Source organism: Vreelandella sulfidaeris Esulfide1 (assembly GCF_054072535.1).
Window position 1 is genome coordinate 97,386 of sequence record NZ_CM133364.1, and the last position, 18,031, is coordinate 115,416.

Genomic DNA, 18,031 nt, shown 5'->3' on the forward strand with positions numbered 1-18,031 from the left:
CAGCACCTGGCTTGTTCAGCTGAGTGTCATAGTGCTGATGTGTGTATTGGCTTTTCCCGCCCATGCTGAGCGTGTTCGTGAGCTGGCAAGCTTTGCCGGTGTCCGTGATAACCAGTTGGTAGGCTACGGCTTAGTCGTGGGTCTCGACAGTACCGGTGACCAAACCACGCAGGCGCCGTTTACTAGCCAAAGTCTGACTAACATGCTTTCACAGCTTGGCGTGACCGTGCCTGCCGGCACGAATCTGCAATTGCGAAACGTCGCTGCCGTGATGGTGACGACTGATCTGCCGCCCTTTTCAAGGCCTGGACAGCGGTTGGATATTGTAGTTTCGTCGATTGCTAACGCGCGCAGTTTGCGAGGCGGCACCCTACTTATGACCCCTTTAAGAGGCGCCGACGGTGAGACCTATGCGATTGCCCAAGGCAATATGCTGGTAGGCGGTGCGGGTGCGCAGGCGGGTGGCAGCAGCGTGCAGATCAATCAGCAAGCTTCTGGGCGTATTCCCAATGGCGCCCTGGTTGAAAGGGAAGTGCCGCTCAACCTGGGCGGCAACGGTGGCACGCTTGAGTTGCAGCTAAACGACTCTGATTTCGGCACTGTGCAGCGCATGGTCACGGCTATTAATAACGAATTTGGCCAGTCGGTTGCCTATGCACGCAATGGACGCGTCATCGCTCTCGATGGGCCTATCGACGACAATGCGCGCGTCAATTTTATGGCACGTATTGAAAACGTTCAGGTGACACCTACTGAAGCAGCCGCGCGGGTAGTTCTAAACTCACGTACTGGCTCGGTAGTAATGAACAGTGCCGTCACTCTGCGTGAGGCGGCCGTCGCGCACGGTAGTCTTTCGATCATGATTGATACTCAGTTTGGTGTTAGCCAGCCTAATCCCTTTGGTGAAGGGGAGACCGTCGTGGTCCCCGATGCGGATATTGATATTGAGCAGCAAGAGGCTTATCTGCAAATCGTCGAGGGCGCCCAGCTCAACGAAGTGGTCAATGCATTGAATGCGTTAGGCGCTACACCGCAGGACTTAATGTCGATACTAGAAGCGCTGAAAGCGTCGGGTTCACTGCGTGCTGAGCTGGAGGTTATTTAATGAGCGCGAGTGATATGACCAGCCAGTTCGCCTTGGACATGAACGGCTTTCAGCGCCTTCAGCATACGGCACGGGTCGACCCAGAAGCGGGTGTAAATGGTGCGGCCCAACAGTTTGAAGCGCTCTTTATTCAGATGATGATGAAGAGTATGCGCGACGCGACGCCTAGCTCAGGGCTGATGAACAGCAGCGCGACGGATACGTATCAATCGATGCTGGATCAACAGTGGTCACAGGTGATGGCTTCGCGTGGAATGGGCCTTGCTGAAGTCCTCGTCGAGCAGTTGGAACGCCAGGGGGCCATCTCAAAAGCGCAGCCAGAAGCGGATCAAGAGCTGCAAGCATTGATCGCCGGTATCCCTCGGGGTACGCCTCGTATGCTGGATGAATCTTTCTTAGAAAATCAAGATTCTATTGCTGAAGCAATCCCACAGGGCAGCGGTCGGTTCTTAGCCGAGCTCGAGGCCATTCGCCAAGGTGTGGAGAAGGGTAATGCGGTAAATGAGTCCGCGCTGAATCAACGAGAGCAGGCAGCCTCGGGTCACGTCGGCCAGTTTATTCAAACGTTAGCAGCTCCAGCCCAGGCGGCCAGTGCGACCACGGGAGTACCTGCCGAATTAATCTTGGCTCAGGCAGCACTTGAAACCGGCTGGGGACGGCACGAAATCGCAACTCGCAATGGCAACAATAGCCACAACTTGTTTGGTATCAAAGCTGGCAGCCATTGGCAGGGCGAAACAACCGATATTGTGACGCACGAATATATCAATGGGCGACGGACGCAGGTGGTCGATACCTTCCGCGTCTACGACTCGTTTGAACACGCCTTTACCGACTATGCCAGTCTGATTAGTAACAATCCGCGCTATGCCGGTGTCGTCCAGGCGCCTAGTGCAGAGCAGGCAGCACAAGAGTTACAGCGTGGTGGTTATGCCACTGATCCACGTTATGCAGACAAGTTAGTGTCGGTAATGAAGTCAATGGGGCCGCTCGATCCGGGCGGTAATTTTCTGGCTGATTCCCGCTAGCCCACTCCTCAAGTTTTTCTGCGCAGTGCCGATATTTATAGCATATATAGGTATCAGCCTAAGGAATTGAACCATGAACATGTTTTCGATCGGCTTAAGCGGCCTCAATGCCGCGCAGAATGCCCTGAACACAAGCAGTAACAATATTAGTAATGTCTATACGCCGGGCTATAACCGTGAGTTAGCACAGCTAGGTGAAGGGCGTGTAGGCGGCGGTGTTCGTGTCAATGATATAGAGCGCCAGTTCAACACGTATGTGGCTGACCAGTTAAATAGTGCCAAAACACAGTCAAGCGCTTTAAACACTTACTATAATCAGGTATCGCAAATCGATAACCTGTTAGCCGATCGCGAGGCAGGCCTAGCGCCTCTGATGCAGGGATTCTTCTCATCGCTGGAAGATCTAGCCAGCTCGCCTTCTGATCCGGCGGCTCGCCAAGGCGTGCTAGGTCAAGCCAATACGCTAAGTTCACAGTTCCGCTCTTTCGATGGCTACTTGCAGGATATGCAAGGCAATATCAATGGGCAAATCAAAGATGAAGTGACCCAAATAAACAATACGGTTGAGCAGATTGCTGGTTTAAATAAAGAAATTTCCCTTGCTCGTGCACGAACCGGTGAAGCGCCTAATAGCCTGCTTAATCAGCGTGATCATATGGTTTCCGAGCTCAACGAACGCATGGATTTGCGCCTGAATATACAGGATGGCAAGACCTATAATATCAGTCTGCCTAATGGCCAGCCCCTCGTCACCGGCACTAACTCTTTTAAATTGGAAGCTGTTCAGGCCGATTACGATCCTCAACGAACCATCGTGGGCTACCGAGATGGTGGCGGTAATTTAGTTAAGCTAGATGAATCGACCATCAAGGGGGGGGCGTTGGGTGGATTAATGACCTTCCGTTCAGAAACCCTGGATAAGACGCAGAACCAAATTGGTCAGCTGGCGGTTTCATTGTCATCGGCTTTTAATGCACAGCACAAACTGGGCGTGGATCTAAACGGTGAGCAGGGCGAGGACTTCTTTGCAGTGCGCACACCGCAATCCTATGGCCATAAAGGCAATAGCGACCCTGACCTATTAACGTCGGTGGCTTTTGATCCAGAAACAGTCGGTAAGCTTCGTGCGACGGACTATACCGTCTCGTTTGATGAAAACCTTGATCCCGTTGTGACGCGTAATGACAACGGCCAAGTACTCAGTGGTACAGATCCCAAAGATGCCGACTTTGTTGACACCAGTGGTTGGACACCAGGCACAGGCTTGGGTGAAATTACTTTTGGTGGTGTAACCCTTTCGTTTAGCGGCAATAATGTTGCTGTAGGTGACACCTTTGAAATCCAGCCGGTGCGCCGCGCGGGCGCAGGTATGGAAGTGAAAATTGCCGATGTGGACAAAATTGCGGCGGGTGACGCGGGGTTTGATGGTGAAGGAGCTAGTCCACTTAACTCATTTAAAAGCACAGGCAATTTAGACGTTAGTGACTTGCAAACGTCTCATACCGCTTTTGCCGATAATAAAAACTATGAATTGAAAGTGGATGGCACCGGTAAGCTGACAGTAATTCCACCAACTGCTTTCACGGTTGCAGGGACTTCTTATGCGTCGGATGCTACTGATGTGGAAGTAGATGTTGGAGAAACCGTTGTTATTGATGGCTTCAGCTTTACACTAGATGCTCGTCCTGCCACGGGCGACACAGCGACCTTAAATGTCAGCCAAAGGATTATCTCTGCCACTGGCGATAACCGTAATGCGCTGGCTCTGCAAAACCTGCAAGCCAAATCGATTGTTGGCGCTAGCGCAACGGTCACCGGGGCCTATGCATCCATGGTCAGTGATGTGGGTAACCGTACTAATATCACGCAAGTTAATTTGGATGCTCGTCAAGGTTTGACCGATCAATTGCACGCGGTTCAGCAATCAGAGTCTGGGGTCAATTTGGACGAAGAAGCCGCTAACTTGATTCGTTACCAACAGTACTATCAGGCCAATGCGCGTGTGATTGACACCGCAGGAACGCTGATGGACACCATCTTGAACCTGCGCGGTTAATTCGGGAGCTTAAGCGATGCGTATTAGTACTGTTACTATGTTCGAGCAAAGCACGGCGTCTATGAACCGTCAGCAAAGCGATCTGATGAAAGTTAGCCAGCAGATTGCCAGTGGACGACGGGTAGTGAATCCATCGGATGATCCACAGGCGGCCTCCCGTGCGGTTGGCGTGGACCAGGCAAAAGCTGTTACCGAGCAATATTCAGACGCGCGTGTATCGGCGCGTAACTCTCTTTCACAGACAGAAAGCATTTTAAATAGCGTCAGTGATGCAGTAACCAGCGCCAAAACATTGTTGATTCAAGCATCGAGTGACACGCTGAGTGACGTGGACCGCGAGGCAATCGCCAGCGAGCTTAAAGGCGTCTATGAAACGATGCTGGGTCAGGCCAATGCCACCGATGGTAACGGTCGCTATCTGTTTGGCGGCTATAAAGATAACGCCCCACCGTTCGTTAAGTCAGCCGATGGCAGCGTACAGTATCAGGGTGATAGTAACGTACGCGAACAGCGTGTGGATGCCTCGCGGCTGATGCCGGTTAATGATAATGGCGAAACTATCTTTAAGAGCGTGCCCAGTGGTGCGGGTTATGTTGCAGAAGCAAAGAAAGAAAATGGTGATCTCAACGATGGTAATGTGACATTTAGCGGGCCGCAAATAAGCGATGTAAAGAATGCAACAGACTTCCGCATCACCTTTACCAGTGATGTCGCATTCGACATTGAAACGTTTGATGGCACTGACTGGAATGCTGTTAAAAGTGAATCCTACACGTGGGAGTCGGGCGATCCCGCTCAGCAAGTCAGCTACGGCGGAGTTTCGATTAGTCTTGAGGGAACGCCTGTTACAGACGATTCAATTTTGGTGGCAAAAGCTGGTAGTGAGCAGCGCGAGCCTGATCTCTTCCGAACTATGGAAGAAGCCATTCGTGTGCTGGAAAATCCTGCTGACACGTCGGCCAAGAAAGCTGACCTGCGCAATACTCTGAACACTGCCATGCGCGATCTGGACAATAGCCTAGATAACGTTCTGACCGTGCGCGCCTCTGCCGGGGCTCGCTTGAATGAGCTTGATGTTATCGATTCGGTAGGTAGTAACCGAATGCTGAACTACGATCAGACGCTGTCGGATTTAGTCGATCTTGATTACACAGAAGCTATTTCTGAGTATAGTTTGCGACAAATAGGTATGCAGGCGTCGCAAAAAGCGTTTGTGGATATTAAAGGCTTATCGTTATTTAACTATATGTAACGAGCGTCTAGTTCTTACATGGTTGACTGAAATCCCCGTACTTTTTTATAAAGCACGGGGATTTTAGGTTAAGGGCGCCATTGTTTCGATTAAACTCTGCAGAAATCCTAATCCTTGAGTAAATAGCCGCTGCAGAAAGCGGCTAATATCGGTCATTAATACCATCATCAATATGAGACCCACGATGAGGGAAGTAGGAAAGCCGATATTGAAAACGGTGAGCTGAGGGGCGGAACGGTTCAGTATGCCCAGTGCCAAGTTGATGGTTAGCAGGGAGCCCACTAGCGGCAGTGCCAGTAACATACCTGAGGCAAAAATCGTCCCCGCATATCGAGCCAGTAAAATAAACGCATCTGGGTTGAACGTCCCAATGCCAATGGGCAATGTTTGAAAGCTCATAATCAAGGTTTCAAGCACCATCAGATGCCCATTCATCGCCAAAAACATGAGCAAGGTGATCATATAGAGAATGCGCGATAGCACCATAATATTGGTGCCGCTCGATGTATCAAAAAAGCTCGCAAACGCTAAGCCCATTTGCAGACCGATAAAATCACCAGCCGCTTGCACGACGGCAAAAATGATATGCATGACAAGCCCCATCGCCAAGCCGATGAGGATCTGTTCGATCATAATCCCGACCCCAGCCCAGGACATGACAGCGATATCCGGCATGGCCGGCAGAATCGGCGCAATCACAATGGAAATAAGAGCAGCAAGGCCGACTTTGGCTTGATTGGGAACACTGGAGTGACCCCATAAAGGGGAGGCAGCCATGAAAGCAGTGATGCGCGCAAACGGCCATAAAAAAGCCACTAGCCACCCTTGTAGCTGTGCGAAAGTGACTTCAACCATTAGCTTACATCACCATATTGGGGATATTGGTGAATAATCGATGGGTAAAATCGGTAATCAATCCAATCAGCCAAGGGCCAGCAAATACCAACACTGCAAACACGGCCAGGATTTTAGGGATAAACGTCAGCGTCATTTCGTTAATTTGAGTGGCGGCTTGAAACAAGCTGATGATAAGGCCAGTGAAGAGCGCGGCTAGCAGCATAGGGCCAGCAAGCAGAAGCGTTACACGCATGCCTTGATAAGCAATGCTCATCACCATTTCAGGGGTCATCGAGGAAATCCTTTGCGCCGTATAAAACGGCGCTGCTTATTTATGTAAAAAATCTATCTCAATAACGCGCTATATCATGTAAAAGCTTTCTGCCATCGAGCCAATAATAAGCTGCCAGCCGTCTACTAAAATGAACAACATGAGCTTAAAAGGTAACGAGATAGTGATGGGCGGAACCATCATCATACCCAGTGCCATTAGCGTACTGGCGACAACGAGGTCGATGATTAAAAACGGAATAAAAATAGTAAAGCCAATTTGAAACGCCGTTTTTAACTCGCTAGTGACATAAGCGGGCAACAATACGCGCATGGGTAACTCTTCCGGCCCCTGCATCGGCCCTACATCTGCCAAGCGAACAAACAATGCCAGGTCGGGCTCACGGGTTTGGGCAAGCATGAATTCGCGAAACGGGTCTTGGGCCAGTAGCAAAAATTCTTCGAAATTGATCGTTTCGTTGCTCAGGGGCACCCAGGCATTGTCATAAACCTGAGCTAACACCGGCGACATGATAAAGAAGGTCAGAAACAGAGCAATTCCCAAGAGCACTTGGTTCGGCGGTGTTGCCTGGGTGCCCATGGCTGTGCGTAATAGGCTCAGCACGATGATGATGCGCGTGAAACTCGTCATCATCAGCAGCATCGAAGGTAAAAACGCGAGCGAACTGAGAAAGAGTAGCGTTTGTAACGAAAGTGACCACTGCTGGCCGCCGTCTTCTAATGGCTGAGAAATAATGCCAGGTATTTGTTGAGCATGCGCAGGGCTGGCTATTAAGCAAACAACAAGGGTCAATGCCAGCCATAGCCAACGTTGCTCATAGAGCCTAGAAAGGTGCATCCGGAGCCTCATGGCGTCTGATGTGGGTCGGAGGGCGCGGATGAGTCGCGGCGACGGCTAGCAGCTAGCGCTTTGGCTAGGCGTCGCGAGAAACGAGAAGAAGCTGGTACAGAGGCTGCTGGCGGGCGTTCTTCTGGGGCGGGACGCTCGTGTAACTTAGTTATTCGGCCACCACCAACGCCAACGACTAACCAAGTATCTTCCACTTCAACAATCACAATTCGCTCACGATTGCCCACAGCAGTGCTGCCTACGATGCGGAGGTGAGCGCCATGGCGAGAGTTATGATTATTCCAGCGCTTTAAAAGCGCCGTGCAAATTAGAATGATCGCAATGACTAATGCTAAGGCAGCGGCTGTTTTGCCTAAAACAGCCATGCCTATCAATGTCTCGCCACCGTTACCTAGCGCATCGAGCGAGCCGTTCTGCGTCGAAGTTGTCGCAACACTCATCGGTTCAGTTTGTGAATACGTTCAGAAGGCGTGATGATTTCAGTAATACGAATACCGTACTTATCTTCAATGACGACAACTTCCCCTTGAGCGATTAAATAGCCATTAATCAAGATATCCATCGGTTCACCGGCGAGACCTTCAAGCTCGATGACAGACCCTTGCGCTAATTCCAGTAGCTGCTTAATGGTTAGCTTAGTGCGACCTAGCTCCACGGTAAGCTTCACCGGGATATCCATGATCATTTCTAACTCACGCGCCTGTGAAGAGCCGCTGTCCGGGCTCAACGGGCGGAAGACATCATCACTTGCAGATTTTGCAGCCGGTGCTTCAGGCTTAGGGGGCGCGGATACTTCTTCGCTCTCTTCTGCGGCTTCTTGCTCGGCCATCGCAGCTGCCCAGGGGTCATCCTCTTCGCTAGCAGCATCAGCACTGGAGGTAGTCTCTTCTTGCTGGGACATGGCATCGGCCCAATCGTCGTCAGAGACGTTCTGATCAGGCTTATTGGGATCAGTCATGCTTTGGATTCCTTGGCTTGCTGTCGCGTAGACACTTTAATAAAGTCTTTGGACGATACGTTGTTCATAGCGGCATGGTCGATCATATGTAAGATACGCAGAGCATGCTGTTGCCGTTGGCTGCCATACTCGCACTCCATCACGGGGACGCCATCCACACTGGCTGTGATGGTGCTCGGAATGTCTAGCGGTAGCACATCGCCTTTTTTCAATCCCATAACATGGGCGATACGACTAGATATTTGCGCAAACTCAGCGACTAACTCGACTTCTGAATGGCGCAACTCGCTCGCCATACGGCGGGACCAACTGCCATCTTGGTCGTGGTTGCTATCATTGATCGGATTGGCCAGTAAATCACGCAACGGCTCGATCATGGCGTAAGGCATGCATATCTGGAAATTGCTAGATAGGTTGCCAACTTCAATATTGAACTTGGTATTCACCACAATTTCATTAGGTGAGTTGGTGATGTTGGCAAACTTCGATTGCACTTCAGAACGTAAAAAGCTGACATCCAACGGATAAACGACTTTCCAGGCTTCTTGATAAGCATCAATGGCGAGATTAAGCAGGCGTTGAATAATACGCTGCTCAGTATTGGTAAATTCTCGCCCATCCGATTTGGTGACAAAGCGGCCATCACCACCGAAAAGGTTATCGACCACCATAAAAACGAGGTTAGGTGGAAATACCACCAGTGCGGAGCCACGCAGCGGCTTCATCGACACGATGTTCAGGTTAGTGGGTACGGGAACATTACGTGAGAACTCACTAAAGCTTTGATAGCGTACCGACTCTACCGTGATATCCGCACTACGCCGCAATAGGTTAAATAAACCATTACGAAAATAGCGCGCAAAACGCTCATTAATGAAATCCAGCGCATGCAAACGCTCACGAATCACGCGATGTTGGGTCGAGGGGTCGTAAGGTCGAATGCGCAGTTCTTCTTGCGCTTGTGGCGATGTAGCCGATGGCTCATCGTCTCCGCTAACGCCCTTTAACAGAGCATCAATTTCTTCCTGGGACAGTAGATCGTCCTGTGACATGAACGGCTCCAGTTCCCGAGGTTATTGCACAATAAATTCGGTGAATAAAACTTCACGCAAATCAAGCGGTGGCTGATTTTCTGCAAGCGGTACGTTTAGCCTATTAACGATCTCTTGCGCAAGCTGCTGCTTGCCTTCCGAGGAGGTAAGCTCATCAGCTTGCTTGCCGGACAGCAGCATCAGCAATCGACTACGCACTTGGGGCATATGCTCTTCAAGAATAACTTTACTTTCTTCATTACCCACGCGAAGCGTCACGCCTGTATAGAGTAAGCGTGACCCATGGCGATCATCGGCAAGGTTGACGGTAAAAGGCTCAATGCGCATGAAGACTGGCGACTCACGCTCCATTGCTTGCTGCATTTCTGCATTTTCCGTACCGTTATCTTGCTGGTCAATTACCATATAAATAGCTGTCGCTGCGCCTATTGACGATAGCAACACTAGAATAATCATTATCCAAAGCAGCTTTTTAGACCCACCGCTTGTTTCTGCCATTTGAGATTCCTGTGAATTCCATGCGTATCACTAGCAAAGTATTATGCCTAAAGCGCATGCTGGTGATGAAATGAACAGGCTCGTTTGGCAAGCCTATCTTTTGGTTTAGTTAGCTCATGTGCGCAGCACTACAGATGCCATGCAAATTCAGTTGCCACTGTTTACGCGTAGAGGTCGACTCGCCCGTCCACTATAAGAGGGTTGCTTTCAGCGCTTCGGGAGAGCATTTCATCCGCGCCAATGTCGCCGCTGTCACTGCCAACCTCTGCACCTTGCTTACCGCCTGATTGGGCAAAAGCCTGAGCATTGGGATCGCGCTGATCGCCAACGGATGTCTCACCTAGCGATATACCTTGTTCTGCCAGGGCTTCCCTTAGTTGGGGAATGGCTTGTTCAAGCACTTGCCGCACCTGGGCATGGCCTGACAAAAAGTGTGCTTGTGCCCCCTGTTCGCCAAATTTTAATGAAATAGAGAGTGGCCCTAGCTCCGCCGGATTCAACTGCATTTGTACATGCTGCTCGCCACCACGCTGTGAAATTTGTACCAATTGCTGGCTTAGTTGCTGTGGCCAAGCAGGGTTCGTAACAGGCGTTGTCAGCGCGGCCTGGGTTGATGGTACGGCCGGTGCAAACCCTTGTGCTGATGGTTGTGCTGAGGCTAGTAGGGGGTTGCCAGCATGGGATGTGAAGCCGGTCAGTAAGTGCTCACTTGAAGAATTCCCTTTTGGCACGCCTCCTGACGTTAATAGAGCGCCCATTAGGGCTTCGCTGCTGATTTGTGACGCTGCACCATCAGCGCTCATTTGAGTAAAGAAAGTATGAGGCTGCGTTCTTGACGCTGCCTGAGTTTCGATAGCGGGCAGGCTGGTATTGGTTAAGCGAGCCGTATCAACAGGGAAGGGTTGTTCGCTCTGACTATTCTGGCGTTGGGTAACCAAGCTGTTTAACGCGGAGACCAGCTGCGCTGCTTCTGTTTGATTAATATTTAGATGTTCGGTGATAGCTTTCAGCACCGCCGGGTCGATCGACGATCCAGGCTGTACTTTAGGCGTGCCTTCGGTAAAAGATGCCATTAAGGTAAGGCGAGCGGCAATTTCATCTAATGGCGTTGAGGTCTGCGCACTATCAAGCGTTAGGGTATCTAAGTTAATGTCTGGATTTGATTGTTGAAGTTGAGCAAGTAGTCCAGATAAGTCACTTTCATTGACATCAAGCCCGAGTGCTTCAAGAGCTGCGCTTAAATCCTCAATATCTATTTCTAGCGCATCTGACAAGAGGCCGCCGAGTGCACTCAGCTGTGCTTGGTGTGGAGTTGACTGTAACGAGTCGGCCTCACTTAGCGTATGCGCAGACAAGCGCTGAGCGTCAGCTGCATGTGAAAGCGCCTGCTGAAAAAAACCGTTGGGTGAGTCTTGCCGGCTGAATGCGCCTTGAGACTGAGTCTGAGGCGAACTCTGGCTGGCCGAAAGCAACTGGTGAATATTCATATTCAGTTCCTTGACACCGCTAATGCGGAGTGTCGTTATGCTGACGAGCCAAGCGGCTAGTCACCAAATCATCGTTAGTTTTTTGTTCATGGCGCTCACTCCGGCGGTGCTCTTCTAACAGCCGACGCGACGCCAGTGTATCGTAGGAAGAGAGCTTGCGCTGTTCCTGTTGCCAGTTCTTTTGGCTCTGCTGAACGCTTGCCTGCTGTGCTGCTAACGCTTGGCGAGCACGGCTGAGAGCCGCGTCCAAAGAAGCCAGAAATTGTTGATAGTTGTACATAGTGGCAGGATCAATGCCATCACGCATCGCCTTTTGTAAACGCTCAGCATACTCTGCTCGGTAACTCAGTAGTGACTGTAGCTGAGCAGTGGTTTGCTGCTCTGTTTGTCGTTCTTGGGCCAGTACTTTGCCCGCTTGGTCACGGGCGTCTTTGGCTAAGCCGGTTAGCATTGCGAGCTGTGATGTACTCATGTGCGTCCTCCAACCAGCGCGTGCAGTGCTTGGCGTGAATCTTCAAGCGTTGCACACTCATTAATGCTTTGTTGTAGAAAACGCTCCAGCGACGGAAAGCGGTTGACTGCCTCGTCTAGCTGTGGATCGTGGCCAGGGCTGTAGGCGCCGACACTGATAAGATCCCGGTTGCGCTGGTAGCGCGAAAACAGCTGCTTGAAAACGCGCGCTTCTTGTAGCTGTTCAGGCGAAGTAATCGAGGTCATGGCCCTGCTGATAGAGGCTTCGATATCGATTGCGGGATAGTGCCCTGCTTCTGCTAATGTTCTCGACAGCACAATGTGACCGTCAAGAATGGCGCGAGCAGAGTCGGCAATCGGATCCTGTTGATCATCGCCTTCCGTTAGCACGGTATAGAATGCCGTAATGGAGCCGCCACCACGCTCCGCATTGCCTGCTCGCTCTACTAAGCCGGGCAGTTTGGCAAACACAGAGGGCGGATAGCCTTTGGTGGCGGGCGGTTCACCGATGGCCAGTGCAATTTCCCGTTGAGCCATGGCATATCGGGTTAGCGAATCCATAATCAGCAGTACATTGCGGCCTTCATCGCGGAAACCTTCCGCTAAGCGCGTCGCGTAAGCGGCACCTTGTAAGCGTTGTAGTGGTGACGTATCAGCGGGTGCAGCAACTACAACGGCACGCCGTCGACCCTCCGGGCCCAGAATATTATCGATAAAATCTTGTACTTCGCGCCCCCGTTCACCAATCAAACCCACCACGATGACATCGGCCTTGGTGTAACGAGCCATCATACCTAGCAGCACCGACTTACCTACCCCGGAGCCTGCAAATAACCCCATCCGCTGGCCCCGCCCAACACTTAGCAGCGCATTAATAGCGCGGATGCCGACATCAATTTGCTCCTCAATAGGCGCGCGTGAAAGCGGGTTGAGCGAAGGTGTACTGAGTGTTGCGCGTGGTATCTCCTCAAGATTCTCACGGTCATCAAGCGGATTGCCGTTGCCATCCAGTACGCGACCTAATAAATCATCACCCATAGGGAAGCGACGAGCACTGTTGCCACTGCCTTCATCCAATGGCGAAACGCGAGCGCCAGGCATCAGACCAGTGACTTCTTCAAGCGGCATCAGGAATAGCTTTTCGCCAGCAAAGCCGACTACTTCGGCTTCGGCGTGCTTATTGCTGTCGGCTAAGCGGCCATCACTGCCCGGCAATTCAATTCGGCATGCGCTGCCGACCGCAACCCGCAACCCGACCACCTCAATCACCATGCCTGTCGCACGAATGACGCGGCCGCTATTGCGGTAGCGCGGCAAATGGCTGACGCGCTGCTGCGTGCGTCGCAATGCCTTATTCCAGCGATGTCGATGGGGACAGGTGGTATCTGCCATAGCGTATCCGCCTAGGATGAAGGATCGTTAGAGGACGGTGGTGACTTGAGACCGCGTTTGCGTGATTGAGCTTGAATGGCCTGCCAGCGGCTTTCAAAAGTAGCGTCAATTTCACCCTGTGCACTGGTTACCCGGCAGCCGCCACGGGCAAGTTGATCATCGGGTTGCAGCTTCCAGTTGGCGGCCACAAGCTCATTGCCTAAGTGCTCTTCTACCAAGTCATGGTCATTGGGGTTGAGCCAAAGGCGTTGTTGACCTACCAAGGGCGGCTCGGTGTGCAGAAGCTCACGCACAATCACTAAAATTTGTTCAGGCGTTTCCTGAAGGGCATCGCTGGCAAGCTGCTTGCCGGTTGCCAGCGCCAGCTCAACAAGGTCATGGGCGATGGTTTCGTCAATGCGCTCTAGCGCATCTGAGAATTGCTTGCCCAGCGTTTTTAGCGGCGTAACGGTAAGTCGAATTTGCTCTTTTAATTCGGTCTGTGTCTGTTCAGCCGCTGCTGCTAATCCTTTTTCCATCCCCTCTTTGTAGCCTTGCTCAAGGCCTGCTTTATAGCCTGCTTCTTCGGCTTGCTGACGAATACGCTCATACAGTTCCTGGCGTTCACTTTCTTCACGCTGGCGGGCCAATTCGGCTGCCTTTTGTGCCGCTAGTACTTTACGCTGATGAGCCGTTGGCACCTCGCCGTCTGAGGTTTGGCCGCTCTTGGAAGAGGCCAGCTCATCCATTTGCCAGCGACGCCAATCACTGTGGCGGTCAAATTGAGGGGAGTGCGTATTAGACATACTCATCGTCTCCGCCTGCCAGGACGATTTCACCCGAGTCCGCTAGCCGCCGTACAACTTGCAAAATAGTTTTCTGTTCGGTTTCAACTTGCGAGACGCGGATAGGGCCCCGGGCTTCCATATCTTCACGAACTAAATCGGCTGCGCGCTGCGACATGTTGCGCAGGAACTTGTCCACAAGGGCGTCCTGGGCTCCTTTAAGCGCCACCACCAGCGAGTTGGTATCGACTTCCTGAAGCACCATTTGAATGGCACGGTTGTCGAGGTCGAGCAGATTCTCGAACAGGAACATTTCGTCGATAATCTTCTGGGCTAAATCTTCGCTGTGGGCGCGCACGGTCTCGATCGCTGTCTCTTCTTGAGAAGAGTTCATCAAGTTGAGGATTTCGGCAGCTGTTCTTACGCCGCCCATTTTGCTGCGCTTGAGATTCTGGCCATCCAGCATGCCAGTAAGTACTTCGGTCAATTCCTGTAACGCGGCGGGTTGAACGCCGCTGAAAGTGGCGATACGAAGTACCACATCATTGCGCAGCTTTTCTTCAAATAATTCGAGAATATCGGACGCTTGATGACGGTCCAGATGAACCAGAATCGTCGCAATAATTTGTGGATGCTCATCGCGGATGAGCTCGGCCACCATGGACGCTTCCATGAGGTTAAGGGCGTCGATCCCTGAATTATTGCCTGTCGTTTCAAGGATATCTTCAATCAAGCTAGACGCACGCTCGCTGCCCAGCGCTTTGGTCAACACCGAACGGATGTGGTCACTGGAGTTCAGGTTAAGCGCGACAAACTCTTCGTTCTCTTTATGGAAGGCTTCGAGCACCGCTTTCATGTCGTCATGAGAGACTTGATTGAGGCGGGCCATCTCCATACTAATTGTTTGCACTTCGGTAGCACCGAGGTATTTAAACACTTCGGCGGCACTGTCTTCCTCGAGTGCGAGCAATAGAATGGCGCTCTTACGGGCGCCGCTCATTTCAGCAATTGAACTACTCATTTGAACTACTCATTAGCATTCATCCAGCTACGAATGATCATCGCGACCATGCGGGGATCTTCCTGCGCCATTTCACGCAAGTCGTTGAGGTTATGCTCATAGAGAGAGGTTTTACGCCGACGCTTCGGCTTGGCATAAGTCTCGTCGGACTCATCAGGCGTCTCTTCACTCTCTTCATCATCGTCGCCCACGCTAGCGGCCAGCATGCCACTAGGCGTCGCTGCTGCCATCACCGGAGATTGCGTGTACCGCTTGATTAAGGGACGCAAAATCAACAGGTAGAGCAATAAAATAGCCAGCGCAACGAGGAGGTAGCGGCCTGCTTTGGCAGCCATTGAAAGAATAGTGGGGTCTTTCCACCATTCGACCTCCGCCGTTTCTTCGACACTGCGCGTGAAGGGTGAATTGACAACCTCAACTTCATCTCCGCGTAATTGCGAGAATCCCATCGCTTGACGAACCAAGCGCTCAATTTGAGCCACTTCATTGTCTGTTAAGGCAACCTCAATCCACTCGCCTTCTTCGTTCATTTCGCTGCGATAATTGACGACTACCGCAGCTGAAAGCCGCTCTACCTGTCCGAGGCGGTGCTGGACATGCTCAATGCTACGATCGACTTCGTAGTTGATAACGTCGTCTTGACGCAAATTACGCAGCGCCTCGGGGGGTGCGTCTTCTTGCTGGTCGGCTTCCGCTTCCTCATTTTCGGGCTGGTTGATGGGGGAGGGCAGCGTACCTGGCGGCGTATTGCTTAGTGCGCCTGGAATGCCTGTGGCCAAGGGGTCTTCGCCATCATATGCAAGGCTAAGTTGGCGGCTACGCACCGCTGCTTCGTTGGGCGGCTGATTGGGACCGTAGCGTTCAGAAGTCTGCTCGCGCCGAGAAAAGTCTATTTGTGCGGCCACTTGAGCGCGTACATTATCGCGGCCTAAAATGGGCGTTAAAATATGTTCAATACGCTGTTGGTAAGAGCGCTCGACTTCAGCAATATACTCAAGTTGCGAACCATCCAAATCATTGCCATTGCTTGTCTCAGCAGACAACAAGCGGCCATCCTGGTTAACCACTGTGACGTCTTCAGCGGCCAGTTCGGGAACGCTTCCAGACACCATATGAACGATGGCGCTAACCTGACCTTCACCCAGGATACGGCCGGGTAATAAGGTCAGCACAACGGATGCTTTCGCGGGTTCGCGATCACGAATAAACACCGATGGCTTTGCCATGGAGAGGTGGACTCTTACGCCCTCCACTGGCCCGAGCGACTCAATTGAGCGTGCAAGCTCGCCTTCCAGGCCACGCTGATAATTGATTTGCTCAGCAAATTGGCTAATCCCGAATGCTTGGCTTTCCATAAGCTCCAGGCCAAGATTGCCGCCACGGGGCAATCCCTGTTCCGCCAACTGCAGGCGCAGGGTGTGCACCTGATCACTGGGCACCATTAGCGCTTGGCCGCCCTCGCTGAATTGATAAGGAATGCCGCGCGTATCGAGCTCGTTAATAATGCTACCGCCATCAGCTTCGCTCAGATTGCTGTAGAGCACGCGATACTCGGGGCTGCTAGCCCACATGAAGAGGACCGCTATAATAGCGATCGAGGCGGCACCGGCGATAAGCAGCGCGATGAGCGGATTGCCACGCAGCTGCTTCAGCGTTCGCTCAAAGGCTGAGCCGCTGGTGGAACCACTGTCAGTATTTCCACTCGCTGTATTACCACTACGGGAAGCGGCTTGATTCGTACTGTTTTGACGGCCTGCCGTTGCACCGGTTTCGCTCATGCGTCCCTCCGGGAGGGCAGGCAAAACTGGCGTCGGCTAAGGCGCATCACCAAAGAGGGCATAGGCTATATCCGTCAATCGCGGTTATCCGCCGAAAAGATGAGGCGGAATTGTGATGGATGCCATTATCCGGTGGCTAGTCGCGCCTAAAGGAAAGATAAGCTTCGCTTTTTGTGCGCATTTGTCTGTATGAGGCAGGGCGCGTCGATGTTAGGCTTTTTGCATTAGTTCTTTTTTACGAATTAGAGGTCGGTATATGAGCACTCCCGCAATACAGGCTGCGTTACAACAGATGCAAGGTTTGGCCACCCAGGCGGCATCCGCGCAGCCTCTCAGTGGTGCTCAAGCGTCAGCAGCGGTGGGGAACGGCGGTTTTGGTGGTGAGCTACAGGCCTCGATTCAGCGCATTAACCGACTTCAACAGACTGCTAATAGTCAGGCGATGGCTTTTCAGGCGGGTGACCCTAACCTGCAGCTTAACGATGTGATGGTCGACATGCAGAAATCCAGCGTTGCTTTTCAAATGGGGCTTCAGGTTCGCAACCGCTTAGTATCTGCATATCGAGATGTTATGAATATGCAAGTGTAATGGTTATTGCCCTTGCTGATGGTGCGATGCTCGTTGCGTCGTGCTTTAGGCTTCCAGAGAGATTATCTGGCCTTGCATCTCTTCTAGCCGTTCAGCAATTTTTAATACTTCTTCCGCTGGGATCTGGCGTATTACTTCTCCCGACTCTCGGTCTACTACTCGCGTAATCACGCGTGAAGTATCTTCGCTTAACTCAAATTCTAAACCGCGTGGGCGCATTGCTTCGTTAATGCGTTGAATGGGTTCGATCAGTTCGCCGCCAGATATTTTTCGTTCGTCCTTGTCTGCGTGGTTAAGTGGTGCGTTCGTTGGTGCTAGTTGAGCCAGCGTTTTTTCTAGCCGCTGACTTGGATTTAAGTTGGCAAGCGTCGATGACAACAGTGTTGTTGCTTCGGTGGGTAGTGAGCTCATAGGGCACGTTCCTCTTTAAAGTCAGCTCCGGCAGCCAGTCGTGGTGCAGCAATGCAATGAGAAACGGCAGCCATAGCTCGGATTTTTATTTCTAGTTATACGCCACAAGATCATTATCGGCAGGACTTTAAAAATCTTTACCCTCCTCAGTGTTTAGTAGTGTTTGCTTACTTCTGAGAGCGCTACATATA

General features: G+C 51.7%; 19 protein-coding genes. 5 read left to right on the forward strand and 14 right to left on the reverse strand.

Annotated elements, in window-relative coordinates:
• Positions 1-37: 37 nt before the first annotated feature.
• From ACW44H_RS00435 to flgL, 4 genes are all read left to right on the forward strand, one after another.
• Positions 38-1,105 carry a flagellar basal body P-ring protein FlgI gene (locus ACW44H_RS00435; protein WP_457508880.1) on the forward strand — a complete coding sequence of 356 codons (1,068 nt, stop codon included), beginning with the start codon at positions 38-40 and terminating at the stop codon, positions 1,103-1,105.
• Entirely contained in the window at positions 1,105-2,133 is a 1,029-nt protein-coding gene (gene flgJ / locus ACW44H_RS00440) for a flagellar assembly peptidoglycan hydrolase FlgJ (RefSeq protein ID WP_457506186.1), read from the forward strand. The genes ACW44H_RS00435 and flgJ overlap by 1 nt, the downstream gene beginning before the upstream one ends.
• A 73-nt stretch (positions 2,134-2,206) precedes the next feature.
• Complete coding sequence (gene flgK, locus ACW44H_RS00445; RefSeq protein ID WP_457506187.1) at positions 2,207-4,189, forward strand: flagellar hook-associated protein FlgK; 1,983 nt, start codon at positions 2,207-2,209, stop codon at positions 4,187-4,189.
• 16 nt (positions 4,190-4,205) lie between these two features.
• Positions 4,206-5,441 carry a flagellar hook-associated protein FlgL gene (gene flgL, locus ACW44H_RS00450; protein ID WP_457506188.1) on the forward strand — a complete coding sequence of 412 codons (1,236 nt, stop codon included), beginning with the start codon at positions 4,206-4,208 and terminating at the stop codon, positions 5,439-5,441.
• Positions 5,442-5,504: 63 nt separating this feature from the next.
• Here flgL and fliR read toward each other — a convergent pair whose 3' ends face one another.
• The 13 genes from fliR to fliF all read right to left on the reverse strand — a co-directional run bounded on the left by fliR (position 5,505) and on the right by fliF (position 16,840).
• A complete protein-coding gene (fliR, locus tag ACW44H_RS00455) occupies positions 5,505-6,296 on the reverse strand; it encodes a flagellar biosynthetic protein FliR (protein ID WP_113271017.1) in 792 nt (263 codons plus the stop codon).
• A 4-nt stretch (positions 6,297-6,300) separates the two neighbouring features.
• Entirely contained in the window at positions 6,301-6,570 is a 270-nt protein-coding gene (fliQ, locus tag ACW44H_RS00460) for a flagellar biosynthesis protein FliQ (protein WP_101145845.1), read from the reverse strand.
• A gap of 69 nt (positions 6,571-6,639) precedes the next feature.
• Positions 6,640-7,407 (reverse strand): flagellar type III secretion system pore protein FliP, encoded by a 768-nt coding sequence (gene fliP, locus ACW44H_RS00465; protein WP_457506189.1) that lies wholly within the window; start codon positions 7,405-7,407, stop codon positions 6,640-6,642.
• Positions 7,408-7,415: 8 nt separating this feature from the next.
• Entirely contained in the window at positions 7,416-7,859 is a 444-nt protein-coding gene (fliO, locus tag ACW44H_RS00470; protein ID WP_113271019.1) for a flagellar biosynthetic protein FliO, read from the reverse strand.
• Complete coding sequence (gene fliN / locus ACW44H_RS00475; protein ID WP_113271020.1) at positions 7,856-8,377, reverse strand: flagellar motor switch protein FliN; 522 nt, start codon at positions 8,375-8,377, stop codon at positions 7,856-7,858. The genes fliO and fliN overlap by 4 nt, the downstream gene beginning before the upstream one ends.
• Entirely contained in the window at positions 8,374-9,429 is a 1,056-nt protein-coding gene (fliM, locus tag ACW44H_RS00480) for a flagellar motor switch protein FliM (protein ID WP_457506190.1), read from the reverse strand. Before fliM ends, fliN begins: the two co-directional genes overlap by 4 nt.
• Before the next feature lie 21 nt (positions 9,430-9,450).
• A complete protein-coding gene (gene fliL, locus ACW44H_RS00485; protein ID WP_113271022.1) occupies positions 9,451-9,927 on the reverse strand; it encodes a flagellar basal body-associated protein FliL in 477 nt (158 codons plus the stop codon).
• Between the two features lie 161 nt (positions 9,928-10,088).
• A complete protein-coding gene (locus tag ACW44H_RS00490; RefSeq protein WP_457506191.1) occupies positions 10,089-11,414 on the reverse strand; it encodes a flagellar hook-length control protein FliK in 1,326 nt (441 codons plus the stop codon).
• Between the two features lie 19 nt (positions 11,415-11,433).
• A complete protein-coding gene (gene fliJ / locus ACW44H_RS00495; RefSeq protein WP_113271024.1) occupies positions 11,434-11,886 on the reverse strand; it encodes a flagellar export protein FliJ in 453 nt (150 codons plus the stop codon).
• Entirely contained in the window at positions 11,883-13,277 is a 1,395-nt protein-coding gene (gene fliI / locus ACW44H_RS00500; protein WP_113271025.1) for a flagellar protein export ATPase FliI, read from the reverse strand. Before fliI ends, fliJ begins: the two co-directional genes overlap by 4 nt.
• Positions 13,278-13,288: 11 nt before the next feature.
• Complete coding sequence (locus ACW44H_RS00505) at positions 13,289-14,062, reverse strand: flagellar assembly protein FliH (protein ID WP_457508882.1); 774 nt, start codon at positions 14,060-14,062, stop codon at positions 13,289-13,291.
• The gene (fliG, locus tag ACW44H_RS00510; protein WP_113271026.1) at positions 14,055-15,062 is read right to left on the reverse strand and encodes a flagellar motor switch protein FliG; all 1,008 of its coding nucleotides are present in this window, start codon (positions 15,060-15,062) and stop codon (positions 14,055-14,057) included. The genes ACW44H_RS00505 and fliG overlap by 8 nt, the downstream gene beginning before the upstream one ends.
• 5 nt (positions 15,063-15,067) lie before the next feature.
• A complete protein-coding gene (gene fliF / locus ACW44H_RS00515) occupies positions 15,068-16,840 on the reverse strand; it encodes a flagellar basal-body MS-ring/collar protein FliF (protein ID WP_457506192.1) in 1,773 nt (590 codons plus the stop codon).
• A 256-nt stretch (positions 16,841-17,096) separates the two neighbouring features.
• On the opposite strand from fliF, the gene fliE reads away from it, so the two are divergent.
• Entirely contained in the window at positions 17,097-17,429 is a 333-nt protein-coding gene (fliE, locus tag ACW44H_RS00520; RefSeq protein WP_457506193.1) for a flagellar hook-basal body complex protein FliE, read from the forward strand.
• Between the two features lie 45 nt (positions 17,430-17,474).
• Here the strand turns inward: fliE and ACW44H_RS00525 are convergent, their stop codons facing one another.
• A complete protein-coding gene (locus tag ACW44H_RS00525; protein ID WP_113271029.1) occupies positions 17,475-17,840 on the reverse strand; it encodes a flagellar protein FlaG in 366 nt (121 codons plus the stop codon).
• Positions 17,841-18,031 lie beyond the last annotated feature (191 nt).